The sequence below is a fragment of the Ralstonia sp. SA306 genome (genome assembly GCF_054792405.1).
Window position 1 is genome coordinate 2,473,531 of sequence record NZ_CP096451.1, and the last position, 15,618, is coordinate 2,489,148.

At 64.9% G+C, this 15,618-nt stretch carries 14 protein-coding genes; 6 read left to right on the forward strand and 8 right to left on the reverse strand.

The features are described from left to right. Positions 1-25: 25 nt before the first annotated feature. A complete protein-coding gene (locus M1D44_RS11825) occupies positions 26-1,354 on the reverse strand; it encodes an MFS transporter (RefSeq protein ID WP_112185812.1) in 1,329 nt (442 codons plus the stop codon). A gap of 139 nt (positions 1,355-1,493) precedes the next feature. Continuing rightward, on the reverse strand, positions 1,494-2,417 hold the full coding sequence (locus M1D44_RS11830) for a LysR family transcriptional regulator (RefSeq protein WP_024976577.1): 924 nt from the start codon (positions 2,415-2,417) through the stop codon (positions 1,494-1,496). Positions 2,418-2,537: 120 nt separating this feature from the next. On the opposite strand from M1D44_RS11830, the gene M1D44_RS11835 reads away from it, so the two are divergent. Both M1D44_RS11835 and M1D44_RS11840 read left to right on the forward strand, forming a co-directional pair. After that, entirely contained in the window at positions 2,538-3,746 is a 1,209-nt protein-coding gene (locus M1D44_RS11835; protein ID WP_316852735.1) for an FAD-dependent oxidoreductase, read from the forward strand. A gap of 19 nt (positions 3,747-3,765) precedes the next feature. Next, on the forward strand, positions 3,766-4,341 hold the full coding sequence (locus M1D44_RS11840) for a hypothetical protein (protein ID WP_439004503.1): 576 nt from the start codon (positions 3,766-3,768) through the stop codon (positions 4,339-4,341). On the opposite strand, the gene M1D44_RS11845 is transcribed toward M1D44_RS11840, so the two are convergent. The 3 genes from M1D44_RS11845 to M1D44_RS11855 form a co-directional block, all read right to left on the reverse strand. Next, positions 4,325-4,621, reverse strand: coding sequence for a cupin domain-containing protein (locus M1D44_RS11845; RefSeq protein ID WP_024976580.1), 297 nt, complete (start codon positions 4,619-4,621; stop codon positions 4,325-4,327). The genes M1D44_RS11840 and M1D44_RS11845 overlap by 17 nt on opposite strands. A gap of 114 nt (positions 4,622-4,735) precedes the next feature. Continuing rightward, positions 4,736-5,476: a response regulator transcription factor gene (locus M1D44_RS11850; protein ID WP_024976581.1), complete on the reverse strand. Its 741-nt coding sequence runs from the start codon at positions 5,474-5,476 to the stop codon at positions 4,736-4,738. Between the two features lie 458 nt (positions 5,477-5,934). Beyond that, the gene (locus M1D44_RS11855; protein ID WP_024976582.1) at positions 5,935-6,852 is read right to left on the reverse strand and encodes a LysR family transcriptional regulator; all 918 of its coding nucleotides are present in this window, start codon (positions 6,850-6,852) and stop codon (positions 5,935-5,937) included. 150 nt (positions 6,853-7,002) lie between these two features. On the opposite strand from M1D44_RS11855, the gene M1D44_RS11860 reads away from it, so the two are divergent. Beyond that, positions 7,003-7,908: a pirin family protein gene (locus M1D44_RS11860; RefSeq protein WP_112185818.1), complete on the forward strand. Its 906-nt coding sequence runs from the start codon at positions 7,003-7,005 to the stop codon at positions 7,906-7,908. A gap of 39 nt (positions 7,909-7,947) precedes the next feature. Here the strand turns inward: M1D44_RS11860 and M1D44_RS11865 are convergent, their stop codons facing one another. The 3 genes from M1D44_RS11865 to M1D44_RS11875 all read right to left on the reverse strand — a co-directional run bounded on the left by M1D44_RS11865 (position 7,948) and on the right by M1D44_RS11875 (position 11,779). Next, positions 7,948-8,982, reverse strand: coding sequence for a serine/threonine protein kinase (locus M1D44_RS11865; protein WP_024976584.1), 1,035 nt, complete (start codon positions 8,980-8,982; stop codon positions 7,948-7,950). Between the two features lie 5 nt (positions 8,983-8,987). Further along, positions 8,988-10,643 (reverse strand): DEAD/DEAH box helicase, encoded by a 1,656-nt coding sequence (locus M1D44_RS11870; RefSeq protein WP_316852737.1) that lies wholly within the window; start codon positions 10,641-10,643, stop codon positions 8,988-8,990. 131 nt (positions 10,644-10,774) lie between these two features. After that, positions 10,775-11,779, reverse strand: a complete 1,005-nt coding sequence (locus M1D44_RS11875; RefSeq protein ID WP_316852738.1) for a LysR family transcriptional regulator — start codon at positions 11,777-11,779, stop codon at positions 10,775-10,777. A 130-nt stretch (positions 11,780-11,909) separates the two neighbouring features. Here M1D44_RS11875 and M1D44_RS11880 point away from each other — a divergent pair, with 130 nt between their 5' ends. The 3 genes from M1D44_RS11880 (at position 11,910) to M1D44_RS11890 (ending at position 15,595) form a co-directional block, all read left to right on the forward strand. Next, positions 11,910-13,217 (forward strand): MFS transporter, encoded by a 1,308-nt coding sequence (locus M1D44_RS11880; protein WP_316852739.1) that lies wholly within the window; start codon positions 11,910-11,912, stop codon positions 13,215-13,217. A 26-nt stretch (positions 13,218-13,243) separates the two neighbouring features. After that, the gene (locus M1D44_RS11885) at positions 13,244-14,278 is read left to right on the forward strand and encodes a histone deacetylase family protein (RefSeq protein WP_316853021.1); all 1,035 of its coding nucleotides are present in this window, start codon (positions 13,244-13,246) and stop codon (positions 14,276-14,278) included. Positions 14,279-14,536: 258 nt separating this feature from the next. Then, the gene (locus M1D44_RS11890; protein WP_316852740.1) at positions 14,537-15,595 is read left to right on the forward strand and encodes a TetR/AcrR family transcriptional regulator; all 1,059 of its coding nucleotides are present in this window, start codon (positions 14,537-14,539) and stop codon (positions 15,593-15,595) included. Positions 15,596-15,618 lie beyond the last annotated feature (23 nt).

Genomic DNA, 15,618 nt, shown 5'->3' on the forward strand with positions numbered 1-15,618 from the left:
GGTGTTACGAGAAGTCTGTTCAGGTTCAGTGCGCACGAGCGCGTCCACGCAGCATCCAGAGCGAGACCAGGCTGATCAGCGTGGTCGCAAACACATAGAAGCTCGGCGACGTCTTGATGTGCGTGACGCCAATCAGCCATGTGACGATCAGCGGCGAGAACCCACCGAAGATCGTTACCGACAGGTTGTAGCTCAGCGCCAGGCCCGTGCCGCGCGTACGCGTCGGGAAGATGTCAGCCAGGAGCGCCGGCAACGGCGCCAGGATGGCGGCCAACAGCACGCCCACAATCGCCTGCATGACCAGCAGCGTCCAGAACGTCGGTTGCGCGACCAGCGTGGCAAACATCGGATACGTCGACAGCGCAATCACCACCATCGCAATCGACACCACGCGGATGCTGCCGAAACGATCCGCCAACAACCCGAACGCCGGCGCCATCACCATCAGCATCGCGCCGGTGATCATCGTGCAGACCAGCGAGGCACTGGTCGCGATGTGGAGTTGATTGATGGCATAGGTCGGCATGTAGACCTTCTGCACGTAGTTGAATGCGGTGACGGCTACGACCACGCCCGCCCCCAGCAGTAGCCCCGGCAAACCCTGAGTGAGGGTATCGCGCAGCGGCGAATGCGTTTGCGGCGCGCCCTGCGCCTCGGCCTGCATGGCGACAAACTCGGGCGTCTCAGGCGTGTGGCGACGAATGTAGACGCCAATGGGACCGATCAGCAAGCCGAATAGGAACGCCACGCGCCAGCCCCATGACTCCACTTGCTCGGTGGTCAGCGCGTAAGTCAGCCATGCGCTCAAGCCCGCCGCCAGCAATGTGGCAAGGCCCTGCGTGGCGGCTTGCCAGCTCGCGTTGTATCCCATGCGCTTGCCGTTGGCGTGCTCGATCATGAACGCCGTGGCTGAACCGAATTCTCCACCGGCCGAAAAGCCCTGCAGCAGCCGCGCCACGATCACGATGGCCGGCGACCACAACCCGATCGACGCGTACGTCGGTGCAAACGCGATCATCGCGGTGCCGAGCATCATCAGCAGGATCGACCACGTCAGCGCAGCCTTGCGGCCGACGCGGTCTGCATAGCTGCCAAGCACCATCGAGCCCAGCGGCCGCATGATGAACGACACGCCAAACGTGCCGACCGAGAGCATCAGCGAACTCCACGCATCGCCCGTCGGGAAGAACAGCTTGCCGATTGTGATGGCGAAATAGCCGTAGATCAGCAGATCGTAGTATTCGAGCGCGTTGCCAACGCTGGCTGCCAATACGGCACGCCAGGGCGCGGGATGTCGATGGGTATCGCTGGCGCGTGCGGATGCGCCGCTCGCATTGAGGGTGTGGGCTGGCATGGTTGTCTCCCCGTGGTCTGTGCCGATCCGCCGGTTTTGCTGAATAGCGCTGGCGGGCGAAGGTTGCGGAGGAGTCTAGGTGCCGTGCCCAGACGGCTTGTGCCGTTTCGGCACAAGGTTGGGCTTTCTGCGATGCGCCTCAGGCGAGGTCGGCGCGGGCGTTGTTATTGGCGTTATCAACGGCCAGTTGCCATACCTCGTCAAGCAGTGCGCTCTGGTTGCTGCGCACCCGCATCATGCGGATATTGACGTGGATGTGCCAGGCGTCATCGCCGGCGGGGCGAAGTTCACCCGCATTCAGGTGCGGCTTGGCCAGGCGATACGGCAGCCAGGCCATGCCGAATCCACGCAGGGCCATCTCTTCCACGGCCTCGTAGAAATCCGCCTGAAACACGGGCTGCAGATGCGCCTTGCGGTCGGCGGCGGCCAGGTGGCTGTCGAGCATTTGGCGCAACGTCAGCCCACGTGCAAAGGCCAGCCATGGCAGCGGTGCTGCGGCCGAGCCCGGCAGCGTGAACCGGGCACGACCACGCTTGTCAGGCGCGCTGACCGGTACCAGCGTCTCGCTGCCCAGCGTGCAATGGTCGTACTTGCGCGGATCGAGCAACGCATCGGCCTGCGGGCTGGCGTAGGCGATCAGCAGATCGACCGTGCCATCGGCAAGTGCGAGTACGCCTTCCTGCGTGCCCCCGGTCGTCACGCTGAGCGGAAACACGCCGCGCTGGCGTGCCAGCGTTTCATACCAGCCCGGGACGAAGGTGCGCGCCAGCGTGCGCCCTGTGCCGATCTTGAGCGCCACCGGCAATTGCGCCTCGCGCAGCAGCAAGCGCGCATCGTTCAGGCCGTCGACGGCATTGGACGCGGCATCCAGAAACAAGCGCCCCGCCGCCGTGAGCGTGACCGGATGCTCGCTGCGCTCGACCAGCGCGGTGCCCACCCATTCTTCCAGCGCCTTGATCCGCCGGCCGAATGCGGGATGCGTGACGTTGCGGTTCTCGGCAGCGCGGCTGAAGCTGCGTGTCTTGGCGAGTTCCTTGAAGTCTTCCAGCCATTTGATCTGCATGGCGCGTCCGGGTGGGGTGGTGGGCGGGAGGTCTGCGCATTATCTCCGCAGCGTGCACGAACAGCCTTAACGTGCGTGCCGTATCGTTATCATCCTGAGCAAACGATCTGCCACGCCTTCATGACCGCACCCCGCCCGCTGACCATCGGCATTGCCGGCGCCGGTAACGCCGGCCTCGCCGCCGCCATCGCGTTTGCCCGTCACGGGCACGACGTGCACGTCTTCGAAAAGCACCCGCAGCTGACCGCCATGGGCGCGGGCCTGCTGATTCAGCCGCAGGGTATCCGCGCGCTGGAGACACTCGGCGTGGGTCGCGAGCTGGAGGGCATCGGCGCGCCGATCGACCGGCTGATCGGCCTGAGCCATCGCGGCTGGCGCCTGCTCGACATCGACTACGCCGATACGCCCGGCCGCGCCGTCACGCGCCACGCGCTGTCATCCATGCTTTATGACGCCGCATTGCACGCGGGCGCATCGTTCCATTTTGATTGCGCGATCCAGCAACTGCTTCTTGATGGCCCGCGCGCACGGGTCACGCACGCACAGGGCGAATCGATCTTCGACCTGTTTGTGATTGCCGATGGCGCGGCCTCGGCGCTGCGTGAGCCCGCAGGCCTCGCCGGCCCGTCGAGTACCTACCGATGGGGCACGCTGTGGTTCCAAGGGTGGGTGGATGGCTGGAACCCGCGCGTGCTGCAGCAGCGCTTTCGCGGCACGCGCGAAATGATGGGCCTGCTGCCCACCGAAGTGGACGGCACCCGCACTCGCCTATCGATGTTCTGGAGCCTCCCCGGTGATGCTGTGGACGCCTGGCGACAGACCGACATCACGCAGTGGAAAGCGCATGTGCTGAGCCTGTGGCCGCAAGCCTCGCCCATGGTCGAACAGATTGGCTCCCACGACGATATGCCTTTCGCCGTCTATCGCCACACATGGCCGCGCGCGCTGGCCAAACCACCCTACTGCGTCATCGGCGACGCCGCCCATGCCATGAGCCCGCAGCTCGGCCTGGGGACCACCCTGGCCGCGCAAGATGCCCTGGCACTCGCCGCGTGCGTGCAAGTGCATGGCCCCACCGATGGCGCCCTCGCCTATCACGCCCGGCGTCTGCGTACCGTGCAGGCCTATCAGACGCTTAGCCGAGCACTCACGCCGTGCTTCCAGGCCCAATATGGAGGCTGGATGCGAGACGTGGTGTTCGCCACCGGCTTGCGCATCCCGGGTGTTGCATGGCTGATGAAGCGCAGCCTGGCGGAACCGCCTGCTCGCGACGCCGCATTCGCCCCGGCCGCGGCTTCCACAACAGCCAGCGAAAAACCGCAGGCATAACACCACGCCACGGATCATCATGAGCCTGCTGAACACCTTCCTTCCCGAGCATCAGTTCAGCGAGCAGCACCACATACGCGTCAATGCCCCGCCCGCCCGCGTGCTCGACGTGGTTTCGCAACTGGACGTCAGTGATTTCCCGCTGGCCAGGCTGTTCCTGCACTTGCGCGCCATCCCGGCACGCATCGCCGCCGCGATGGGCAAGCCCAGTGCGCGACGTATCGATGCCGGATTTGGCCTGCACGATTTCACGGTACTCGGCCGCGATGGAGATCGCGAATTCGCGCTGGGCCTGGTCGGCCGCTTCTGGGAATCCGCCGGTGGGCTCGTCCGCGTTGAAGCCGGCGCATTTCGCGCGTTCTCGGAGCCCAACATCGCCAAGCTGGTCATGACGTTCGTCGCCGAACCCGACGGCGCCGGCACGCTGCTGACCACGCGCTCGTGCGTGCATTGCTCCGACACAACGGCGCGCCGCCGCTTCACGCCTTACTGGGTGCTGATCCGCATACCAAGCGGGCTGATCCGCCGGATGATGCTGCAGCGGATCAAGCAACTCGCGGAGGCCCACTGCGCCCCGCTTACACGTCCAGAATAACCAACGTGCCCGCGCTGCCGGCGTCCACGCTGTGCGGCACGCCGGCGGGCACGACGTACAGCTCGCCGCGCGACACGGTTACCGGTTCGCCGTCGATGCGCAGACGCAGCTCGCCATCGATCACTAGCAGGCCTTCGGCATAGTCGTGCACTTCGTCGGGATACGGCGTGCCGTCCATGCGCAGCACCTTGAAGTTGCCGCCGCCAAAGCGCTCCAGCACGCGAGACGACCATGCACGCGGCAGCGCATCGGCCTCTGCATTGAGATTGAAAGACGGCACACCGGCCTCGCCCGAGAATCAGAAGCGCTGAGCATACCAGCCGATGAACAACAAAAAGGGCACCGCCGCGTTCCTGCGGTGGAGCCCTTTTTGCGCGGGGCGATCGGCGTGCGCCTAGACGTCGTACGACGAAAGATCCATCTCGGACAGCGCATTCATGTCGTCCGCCGGCTTCAGATAGTCGACGCGATAGCCATGCTTGTACACCGCCACCAAGCGTACCTCGTTCACCGGTTCGATATTCAGCTTCATGCGGATGCGCGACACATGGCTATCGATCGTGCGCGTGTACTCCGAGGAGTTGCGGCCCCACACCTGCCCGAAGATGTGATCGCGCGACAGCGTGCGCCCCACGTTCGAGAACAGCAGCAACGCCAGCTGGAATTCGATGGCCGTCAGCGTAACGGGCTCGCCGTGCAGCGTGACCTGCTGGCGCTGCAGGTTGAAGTAGTACGGCCCCACCGCGAACGGCAGGCGGCCATACGGAATCGGATACGCCCGGCGCAGCAGCGCATCGACACGCGCACGCAGCTCGGCAATGCGGAACGGCTTGGCGATGTAGTCATCGGCGCCATGCGTGAGGGCGCGCACGAGGCTTTTCTCGCCCTCCTCGGCGGTGACGAACAGGATGGGCAGCACATCCCTGTGGCGGCTGCGCACCACGCTCAGCACGTCGATACCGAGCATGCCCGGCGTGTGCCAGTCGAGGATCAGCATGTCGTACGACGAGCGGCCCAGCATGCGCAGCAACGTCGCACCATCGCTGTAGGTCATCACGTCGTGGCCCGACTGGGACAGGATCTGGACGATGACTTCGCTTTGGAAGGGATCGTCTTCAAGCAAGGCGATACGCATGTTCTGCTCCGTGGAAATTGCGCACATGCGTGCCGGGATGGTGCGGGCCTTGATAGCGACCTAACCGTCGCGCTCATCGCGATCCGTCGCATGTGTTACGTGTCTGCAATTTTCATGGCGAGGTTTGCTACAAACCATGAGAAGAGTCCTAATTTGTGAAGACCCTTGAGCCACCCAATACCGTGTCCATTCCACGGAACCCGGACAAAAAAAAGCCCGGACAACGCGGTCCGGGCGGCGGTGTTTCCCACAACGTGACGGGATCGGAAACACCCAAGGGTCGCATGTGCCAGACGCGTCGCAGTGCACCGGGGGGAAGCACTGCAACGCTACGGGATAACGTCAAGGAGAGCCCGACGTACTGGTCGGCACACGCGAGGCGCATGATGCCGTGCCATATGCCCAGCCGGAGCAGTCGTGACAACATTTGACACGCCCAGTTTCCGGGCCGCGACACCTCAGGTGGGATCAGCGTTTTCCAACTCTTGCCGAATCGACTCGGTCAGCATGTCGATCAGCAATCGGACACGTTTGGGAACGAACCGCGCGGATGGGGTGACGAGGTTGATCGGCTCTCCGCTGGTCGCATAGTCGGGCAACACGCGCACGAGGCGAGGCAGCGGTGCGTTGGCGCGTGCCACCGCGCTTGCGTACAGCGGCAGCGGGCCGATACCGGCGCCCGATGCAATCAGCGTTTCCAGATAGATGAGGCTGTCGGAATTCAGGCGGGCGCGCACAGCCACGGTTTTCAGGCCATCGGGGCCGACAAGGCGCCATTGCGTTTCGCCGCGGCCGGTGCCGCGAAAGTCGAGGCAACAATGGTCGGCCAACCCTTGCACGGTGGCCGGAGCACCGCGGCGCTGCAGGTAATCGGGCGAGGTGAATAAGCCAATGCGCAATACGCCAAGCGACCGAGCCACGAGCGAACTGTCGGCCAAGCGTCCGACGCGGACGGCAAGGTCAAAACCCTCCTGCACCAGATCGACATTGCGCGGCGTCAGCACCACGTCCAGATCAATCTCCGGGTACTGCTGCATGAAGCGGGCCGCGACGGGCGCCACCAGCAGGCGGCCCACGTCTTCGGAAGACGTGATCCGCACCTTGCCGCGAGGCAGGTCCTGCAGCTCGCCGGCGCACGTCGTGGCACGTTCGATGTCTTCCAGTGCATGCGACGCCACCTGATACAGACTCTGGCCGGCGTCGGTCAGATGCAGCGTGCGCGTGGTGCGCTGTAACAGGCGTACGTTCAAATCCTGTTCAAGCGCCGCAATGCCCCGGCTGACGGACGATTTGGGCAGATCGAGCCGCGTTGCCGCTGCCGTGAAGCTGCCCGCTTCGACCACGCGCACGAACAGCGCCAATTGGTTCAGATCCATGGTTTCCTCCTCTTGTAGTGATGCGCGCCGGCCTAGGATTGTCATTGTCTCGCCGGGAGCAACATTTTTTCCCACAATAACCGACTAGTGCAAACCGGGCAACCACCCTACATTTGGCATATGACAAATGCCCGATTTCAGGAGAACAACATGGAAACCCTCGTACAACCGCAAGTGCAGCAAGTGCAGCGCGGCCGCCGCGTGGAGCGCATCATCACAGGTCGCCCAACCTCCGACGGCGCGGGCGTGAAGCTCACGCGCGTGCTGACGAACAACCTGCAACGTCGGCTGGACCCGTTCCTGATGCTGGACGCGTTCCGTAGTGACGACCCGAACGACTATCTGGCCGGCTTTCCCGACCACCCGCACCGTGGCTTCGAAACGGTGACGTACATGATCGCTGGCCGCATGCGCCACCGCGACAGCGCCGGCCACGAAGGGCTGCTGCAACACGGCGGCGTGCAGTGGATGACGGCCGGCAGCGGCGTCGTGCACTCTGAAATGCCGGAACAGGAAGATGGCGTGATGGAAGGCTTCCAGCTGTGGCTGAACCTGCCCGCCAGCGACAAGATGACGACGCCCTGGTACCGCGACATTCCGTCGAACGAGATTCCCGAGTTCACGACGGAAGACGGCGTGACCGTTCGTGTGATCGCCGGAGATTCGCAAGGCGTGCGAGGTGCGATGACGCGTGAAGCGACGCAGCCGCTGTATCTGGACATCACGCTGCCGGCGGGTGCGTCCTTTGCGCAGCCGCTGCCGGCCGGGCACAACGCGTTCGTCTACGTGTTCCGCGGCAGCGCGCTGGTGGGCGATGCCGACGCGTCTGGCAATGCCGGTCTGCAACGCGTGGAAGACAAGCAGATGGCCATCCTTGCCAACACGGAAGGCAGTGACGGTGTGGTCATCCGTGCAGCAGACGCAGACGCACGCGTGCTGCTGGTGGCTGGCAAGCCGCTGAACGAGTCGATCGCCCAGTACGGCCCGTTCGTGATGAACACGCAGGAAGAGATCTTCCAGGCCGTGCGGGACTTCCAGGCCGGCAAGTTCGCTTAAAGCATCTACGCAGTCGCAAAGAAAAACCGCCGCTCGGTTTCACCAGAGCGGCGGTTCGTCCAACAGCGCGATCTGCTCGCGCAATTCCAACACCCGATCCTGCCAGTAGCGTTGCGTGTTGAACCACGGAAACGCGGCAGGAAACGCCGGATCGTTCCAGCGACGCGCCAACCATGCGCTGTAGTGCAGCAAGCGCAGCGTGCGTAACGCTTCCACCAGATACAGCTCGCGCGTGTCGAATTCGCAGAAGTCTTCATAGCCGGCCAGCAGGCTGGCGAGCTGCGATTGCATCGACGCGCGATCGCCCGAGAGCAGCATCCACAAATCCTGCACGGCGGGGCCGGTGCGGCTGTCGTCAAAATCGACGAAATGCGGGCCGGCGCTGCGCAGCGGATCGCCTTGCTTGGCGTCGGCCTCTTCAATCCAGAGCACGTTCGACGCGTGGCAATCGCCGTGCAGACGCAGCAGCGAGACATCGCCCGCGCGGTCGTAGCAGCGGCGCACGCCGTCGAGTGCGGCGTCAGCCACGCTGCGCCAGGCCGGCAGTAAATCGGGCGGAATGAAATCGTGTTCGAGCAGCCAATCGCGCGATTGCACGCCGAAGGTGTCAATGTCGAGTGCAGGCCGGACCATGAAAGGCCGCTGCGCGCCAACGGCATGGATGCGCCCGAGGAAACGGCCCATCCATTCAAGCGTGTCGTCTTGGTCGATGGAAGGCACGCGCCCTGCGCAACGCGGGAAGACCGCGAAATGCCAGCGCTCGAACGCTTGAAGCGTGCGACCGTCGATTTCCAGCGGCGCGATCACGGGGATTTCCGTGGCGGCCAGTTCTGCCGTGAAGGCGTGTTCCTCGATGATCTGCGCTTCAGTCCAGCGGCCCGGGCGGTAGAACTTGACCACCACCGGCGCGCTGTCTTCCACGCCGACTTGGTAGACGCGGTTTTCGTAACTGTTGAGCGCGAACATGCGGCCATCCGGCATCAGCCCGACCTGCGCCAGCGCATCGAGGATGCTGTCGGGCGTCAGGCCGTCGTAGGGCGCTTCAGCTGATGCGGGCTGGCCGTCGTCGTGCATGAACGTCAGGCTTTACGGCCGCCGAGCAACGCAGCAGCCTTGGCAAACAGACCGTTGAACGGCTGCTTGGCCGGCTTCCCCTTGTGGGCAGGCTGCGCGGCTTGCGTGCTCGATGCGCGACGCTGTTGGCCACCCTGCGCGCCTTGCCCATTGCCCTGGCCCTGACTTTGGCCGTTGCCTTGGCGCTGGCCACGCGCTTGGGATTGGCCATTGCGCGGCTTCGGCGCAGCCTGGCCGTCGCGTTGACCTTGCGCCTGACGCTGGCGGCTGCCGGCACCATTGCGACCCTGGCCTTGGCCTTGATTCTGGCCCTGGCCCTGACCATTACCGCTCGACTCGCGACGCGGTTCGCGAGGCTCACGCGGAGCCCGCGGCTCGCGTGGCGCAGCGTTGGCGCTGGCCTGACGAGGCTGCTGGCTGCGGCCACCGCCCGGGCGGCCACCGCGCGCGTTGCCGCCACGGCCCGCCGAGTTGCGCCCGTTCGGAATCGGCTCTGCCTCGATGGTCGGGTCCGGCTCGAAACCTTCCAGCACGGTACGCGGCAGTTCGCGCTTAATGAGGCGCTCAATGTCACGCAGCAAACCGTGCTCGTCCACGCAGACCAGCGAGATCGCCTCGCCTTGCGCACCGGCGCGGCCCGTGCGGCCGATACGGTGCACGTAGTCCTCCGGCACGTTCGGCAGATCGAAGTTGACCACGTGCGGCAGTTGGTCGATGTCGATACCGCGCGCGGCGATGTCGGTGGCAACCAGCACGCGCAGCGTCCCGGCCTTGAATTCCGTCAGCGCGCGCGTGCGTGCCGATTGGCTCTTGTTGCCATGGATGGCCAGCGCGGGAATGCCGTCGCGCGTGAGCTGCTCGGCCAGGCGGTTCGCACCGTGCTTGGTGCGCGTAAACACGAGCACCTGGTGCCAGTCGTTGTCGCGCACGAGCTTGGCCAGCAGTTCGCGCTTGCGCTCGCGGTCGACCGGGTAGATGCGCTGCTCCACCGTCTCGGCCGTCGTGTTGCGGCGAGCGACTTCGATCAGCGCCGGCTTGTCGAGCAGGCGATCGGCCAATTCGCGAATGTCGTCAGAGAACGTCGCCGAGAACAGCAGGTTCTGACGCTTCGACGGCAGGATGTTGAGGATCTTGCGGATATCGTGGATGAAGCCCATGTCGAGCATGCGATCGGCTTCGTCCAGCACCAGCAGTTCAATGTGGGACAGGTCGATGGTGCGCTGCCCTACGTGGTCCAGCAGGCGGCCCGGCGTGGCCACGACGATATCGACACCGCGCTTGAGCGCATCGATCTGCGGGTTGATGCCGACGCCGCCGAACATCACCATGGACTTCAGCGGAAGGTATTTGCCATAGGCGCGCACGCTTTCTTCCACCTGCGCGGCAAGCTCACGCGTGGGCGTCAGCACCAGCGCGCGGATCGGAAAGCGCATGCCCTGCGGCGTCTGCACTTTGTTCGGTTGCGAGGCAGACAGGCGGTGCAGCAGCGGCAGCGTGAAACCGGCGGTCTTGCCGGTGCCGGTCTGGGCACCGGCGAGCAGGTCACCGCCCTTGAGGATAGCGGGGATGGCCTGGCGTTGAATCGGAGTGGGTTCTGCGTAGCCGAGTTCGGCCACGGCGCGTACCAGCTTGTCTGACAAGCCGAGTTCGGAAAACGACATGGAAAAGCGATTGGACCGGCGTGTCCCGCGCATTCGTTCGTGCGCCAATCGTGGACAAAGCCTGGGTAGGTGACGGGGCGACTGGACCCCGGGGACTGCAAGAAGAGCGCTAGTTTAACAGGTGATGGTGTTTACCCCACCGGCGCCCGCAATGCCGCCAACGGCGCATTTACCACGTCCCCCAACCGCTCCGCCAACGAATACCGCGCCATATACCGACGGAAATGTCCCAGGAACGCGTCTTCGGCTGGCGCCAGACGCCGCTCCTTGTGCCACATCAGGTACAGATCGATGTCGGCAATGCCCTCTTCCGGCGGTAGCCGCCACAAGCGCTGCTGCGCCACGTCGTCCACCACGATGTGCTCCGGCAGGCAGCCGATCCCATAGCCCGCAAACACCAGCCGCTTGATCTCGTCCAGGCTCGGTGACGTAGCGACGATGCGTCCGGTGAATCCCTGCTGATCCCGAAACACCGCCAGCGGCGATAGCGCATCGCCCAATTGGTCGCTCATGAACGAGACAAAGTTCTCGCCGAGCAGATCGCTGATCGACAAGCCCGTCCGCCCGAACAACCGGTGATGCCGCCCGCAGAACACGGCGTAGCGCTGGCGCAGGAACAGTTGCCGCTCGAGCTTCTCGACGGGCGTGCGGCACAGGCTGAGCCCAATGCCCGCCCGCTTTTGCGCAAGCGCATCGAGGATGTCCGTGCTGCGCATCACTTCCACCTGCAGATCCACGCGGGGGTGATGGCGATGGAACGCCGCGAGGCATTCGTCGTACACGCCCGATTGGATCCGGCTGACCGTCAGCAGATGCAGCACGCCGCTCACGTCGTCTTGCGGCTCCCCGAGCTCTGAGCCGAGCCGCGCGACATTGCCGTAGACATCGGTGGCGATGCGCAATACGTCTTCGCCGACGCGCGTGAGGCGGAAGTGCGAGCCGCGCCGCTCAATCAGCGTGTGGCCGAGCTGATCTTCGAGGCGCCGCAGCGCAAGGCTGACCGCCGGCTGCGTGATGTGCAGCCGCACCGCCGCGCGGCTGATGCTGCGCTCGTGGACGATGGTGAGGAAGGTGCGCAGCAGGTTCCAGTCAAGCCGGTCGCTGACCAAGGCGGGATCGAGAGCGGACGAGTCCATGGCGGCAGGTATGAGTTCAATTTATGCAAACAATAAGTATTTGGAATTTGACTAATACCCGTCAAGCGGCAATAAACACGCATCGTCGCCTTGAAGCGACGGACTAAAAAAACCTGTGAGGAGCTTCACCATGCAACCGTCTCAACCCGGCGGGCGCCAGCCTGCCCGTGCGGCCACCGCCGCCTTTGTCGGCACCATGATCGAGTGGTACGACTTCTACATCTACGCCACCGCCGCAGCGCTCGTGTTCGGGCCGCTGTTCTTCCCGGGTGGCGATCCGTTCCTCAGCACGCTTGCTTCGTTCGGCACGTTTGCCGTGGGCTTTTTCGCGCGGCCGCTGGGCGGCATCGTGTTTGGCCACTGGGGTGACCGCATCGGCCGCAAGAAGGCGCTGATGATCACGCTCACGATGATGGGCCTGGCGACCATCGGCATCGGGCTGCTGCCGACGTATGCCACCGCCGGCGCCCTCGCGCCCGTGCTGCTGGTGCTGCTGCGCGTGGTGCAGGGCATCGCGGTCGGTGGCGAATGGGGCGGCGCGGTGCTGATGGCGGGCGAACATGCGCCCACGGGCCGCCGCACGTTCTTCGCGTCGTTTGCACAACTCGGCAGCCCGGCCGGGTTGATTCTCTCGCTGCTGGCTTTCCGCCTCGTCACGTCGATGGAGAAGGACACGTTCATGGACTGGGGCTGGCGTCTGCCCTTCCTCGCCAGCGCGGTGCTGCTGCTCGTTGGCGTGGCGATCCGCCTGGGCGTGAACGAGTCACCTGAGTTTGCGCAGGTGCAGGCGCAACGCAAAACGGCCAAGCTGCCGATCGCCGAAGTCTGGCGCACGGCTCGCGTGCCGGTGCTGCTTTGCATTGGCGCCAACACCATCGGCATTGCGGGCGTGTACTTCACCAACACGTTCATGATCGCGTACGCGACGCAGTATCTGTCGCTGTCGAGAACGCTGATTCTCGATTGCCTGTTTGTGGTCGCGTTCATCCAGTTCCTCGCCCAACCGTTGGCGGCATGGCTGGCGGAAAAGCTTGGCGGCGCACGCTTCCTCAAGCTGATGGCGCTGATGGCGATGGCGTCGCCGTATCCGATGTTCCTGCTGGTGCAAACGCGCCAGGCGCCGCTGATGGTGCTGGGCATTGCGCTGGCCGTGGTGTGCATGGCGAGCTTCTATTCGGTCATCGCCGGCTTCGTGTCGGGCGTGTTCGAAACGCGCGTGCGGTACTCGGCGATCTCGCTGTCATACCAGGTATGCGGTGCGGTGGCGGGCGGGCTCACGCCGCTGATCGGCACCATCCTCGCGCAGCGCTTCCATGGCCAGTGGTGGCCGCTGGCGGTGTTCTACACGCTGCTCGCCGGTATCTCGCTGCTGAGCATCGCCGCCATCGACGCGCGGCAGCGCGACAGCGCAACTGCTGCCAACGCAGTCGGCGCATGACGGTCTTTCCCAACCCGGTTTCACCCATGCTGACGTTCTTTCACCCTGAACAGCTTCTGCACCATCCGCAGAGCTATTACTCGCGCGGCAAGATGCGCACGCCGCAGGAAGTGCCCGCGCGCGCGCTGAATCTGCTGCAGGCCGCGCGTGATCTCGGCTTTACCATTGCGCGCCCCGAAGATCACGGCATTGCGCCGCTCACCGCCGTGCATGGCGAGCCCTATCTGCGCTTCCTGCAGGACGCTCATGCCGACTGGCTGCGCCTGCCCGAAGACTGGGGCGACGAGGTCATGTCGAACATCTTCGTGCGCGAGCCCAATGCGTTGCGGGGCGTGCTGGCCCAGGCCGCCCGCTACCTGGCAGACGGCAGTTGCCCCGTCGGCGAGAACACATGGCGATCGGCGTATTGGTCGGCACAGAGCGCAGCTGCCGGCGCGCAGGCCATCCTCCATGGCGAGCGCACCGCTTACGCGCTGTGCCGCCCGCCCGGCCATCACGCGCGCCGCGAAGCAGCCGGCGGCTTCTGCTACCTGAACAACGCCGCCGTTGCCGCGCAGGCGCTGCGCACCAAGTTCAAGCGCGTGGCCATCCTCGACACCGACATGCATCACGGTCAGGGCATCCAGGAGATCTTCTACGACCGCGCCGACGTGTTGTACGTCTCCATCCACGGCGATCCGACCAACTTCTACCCGGTCGTCGCCGGCTTTGACGACGAGCGCGGCACGGGCGACGGCCTGGGCCTGAACGTGAACCTGCCGATGCCGCATCGCTCGCCGGAATCGGTGTTCTTCGACAAGCTCGGGGACGCGATTGCCGCACTCGAACGCTTTCAGCCCGATGCGCTGGTGCTCTCGCTCGGCTTCGACATCTATCGCGAAGACCCGCAATCGCAGGTGGATGTCTCGACGCAGGGCTTCGGCCGGCTTGGCCAGGCCGTCGGCGCGATCGGGCTGCCGACGCTGGTCGTCCAGGAAGGCGGCTATCACCTCTCCACCCTTGCACAAAATGCTGCCGCATTCTTTGGCGGCCTGACCCCGCTCCATCAGCCGGCCGGCTGACCCGCCAACCGGGGCGCAGACCTCCCTTCAGCTTTTTTGATGTTTGCGCCCACTCACTTTCCAAGCCATGTGTTTCATACGTTGGCTTGGCAACCTTCCCTCCTCTAGAGTGCCCGCTCGAATTGGGCGCTTGGCGTTTTCAAACGTCTGTTCCTAACATGCCCGGGCAACCCCATACACATGTTTGAATCGTACGTTCGAGCGCTGCACTGCAGCAATCGACCCCGATATCAGACCTAAAAAAACGAGGTAGGAGACATGGGACGTCCTGGAGCAGGAGACACCAAGGGCCGCATTCTGGAAGCCACCGAACTGCTGTTTATCGAGTTCGGCTACGAGGCGATGTCGTTGCGGCAGATCACGGCGCGCGCCAAGGTCAATCTGGCCGCGGTCAACTATCACTTCGGCAGCAAGGAAGCGTTGATGCAGTCGGTGCTTGGGCGCCGGCTCGACCCGCTCAACACGCGCCGGCTGGCGCTGCTGACCGCGTGCGAAGAGCGCTGGACCAAGGAGCAACTGACCTGCGACCACGTGCTCGGCGCGCTGTTTGTGCCGGCGCTGCAGATGGCGCGAAACCCCGACACCGGCGGCCCTGCGTTCCTGCGCCTGATGGGACGCGTGTATTCCGACACCTCGCCGTTCGTGCAGAACTATCTGCTCGGCCACTACGCGCTCGTGTTCGACCGTTTCTTTGAAGCCTTCTCGCGTGCGCTGCCGCACTTGCCGCGCGCAGAACTGGGCTGGCGCCTGCACTTTGCGCTCAAGGCGCTGGCCGGCGTGCTGGCCGGGGACGACCTCAACAACCTGCTACCGCTGTTCACGCAGGGCAAGACGATGAACGATGCCTCGCTGCTGGCACGCCTGACGGCCCTGGTGGTGGCTACGCTCAACGCCCCGCTGCCCGGCGAGGCCGGCGCGCTTGATCAGGTGGTCGAGCTGGCCGAAGCACAGGTGCCCACGCCCGTCGCACAAGCAGACGATGCCCCCAACGGCAGCGACAGCGGCAATGGCGGCTCCGGTCGCCACGCCGGGCACGGCAATGGCCGCGGCAGCGAACGCAGTTCGACGCCGACCACCGCCTCGCCCTTCGCCGGTGACCTGTTCGGCCGCACACCCGCCGCACGCGCCAGCGCCGACGATGCCGCAGACGACCACGACGATCTCGGCGCCGATGAGCACGACGATCATCACGGTGACGACAGCGATGGCCCCGCGCCCTCCGCGCGCACCCGCGCATTGGCCGTTCGCCGCAGTAATGCAGCACGCGCGATCTTCCCGGCCAACCCAATGCGCCCCTGGCGCAGCCCTAACGCCTGACAACCCGGGCCCAGCCCCGATCT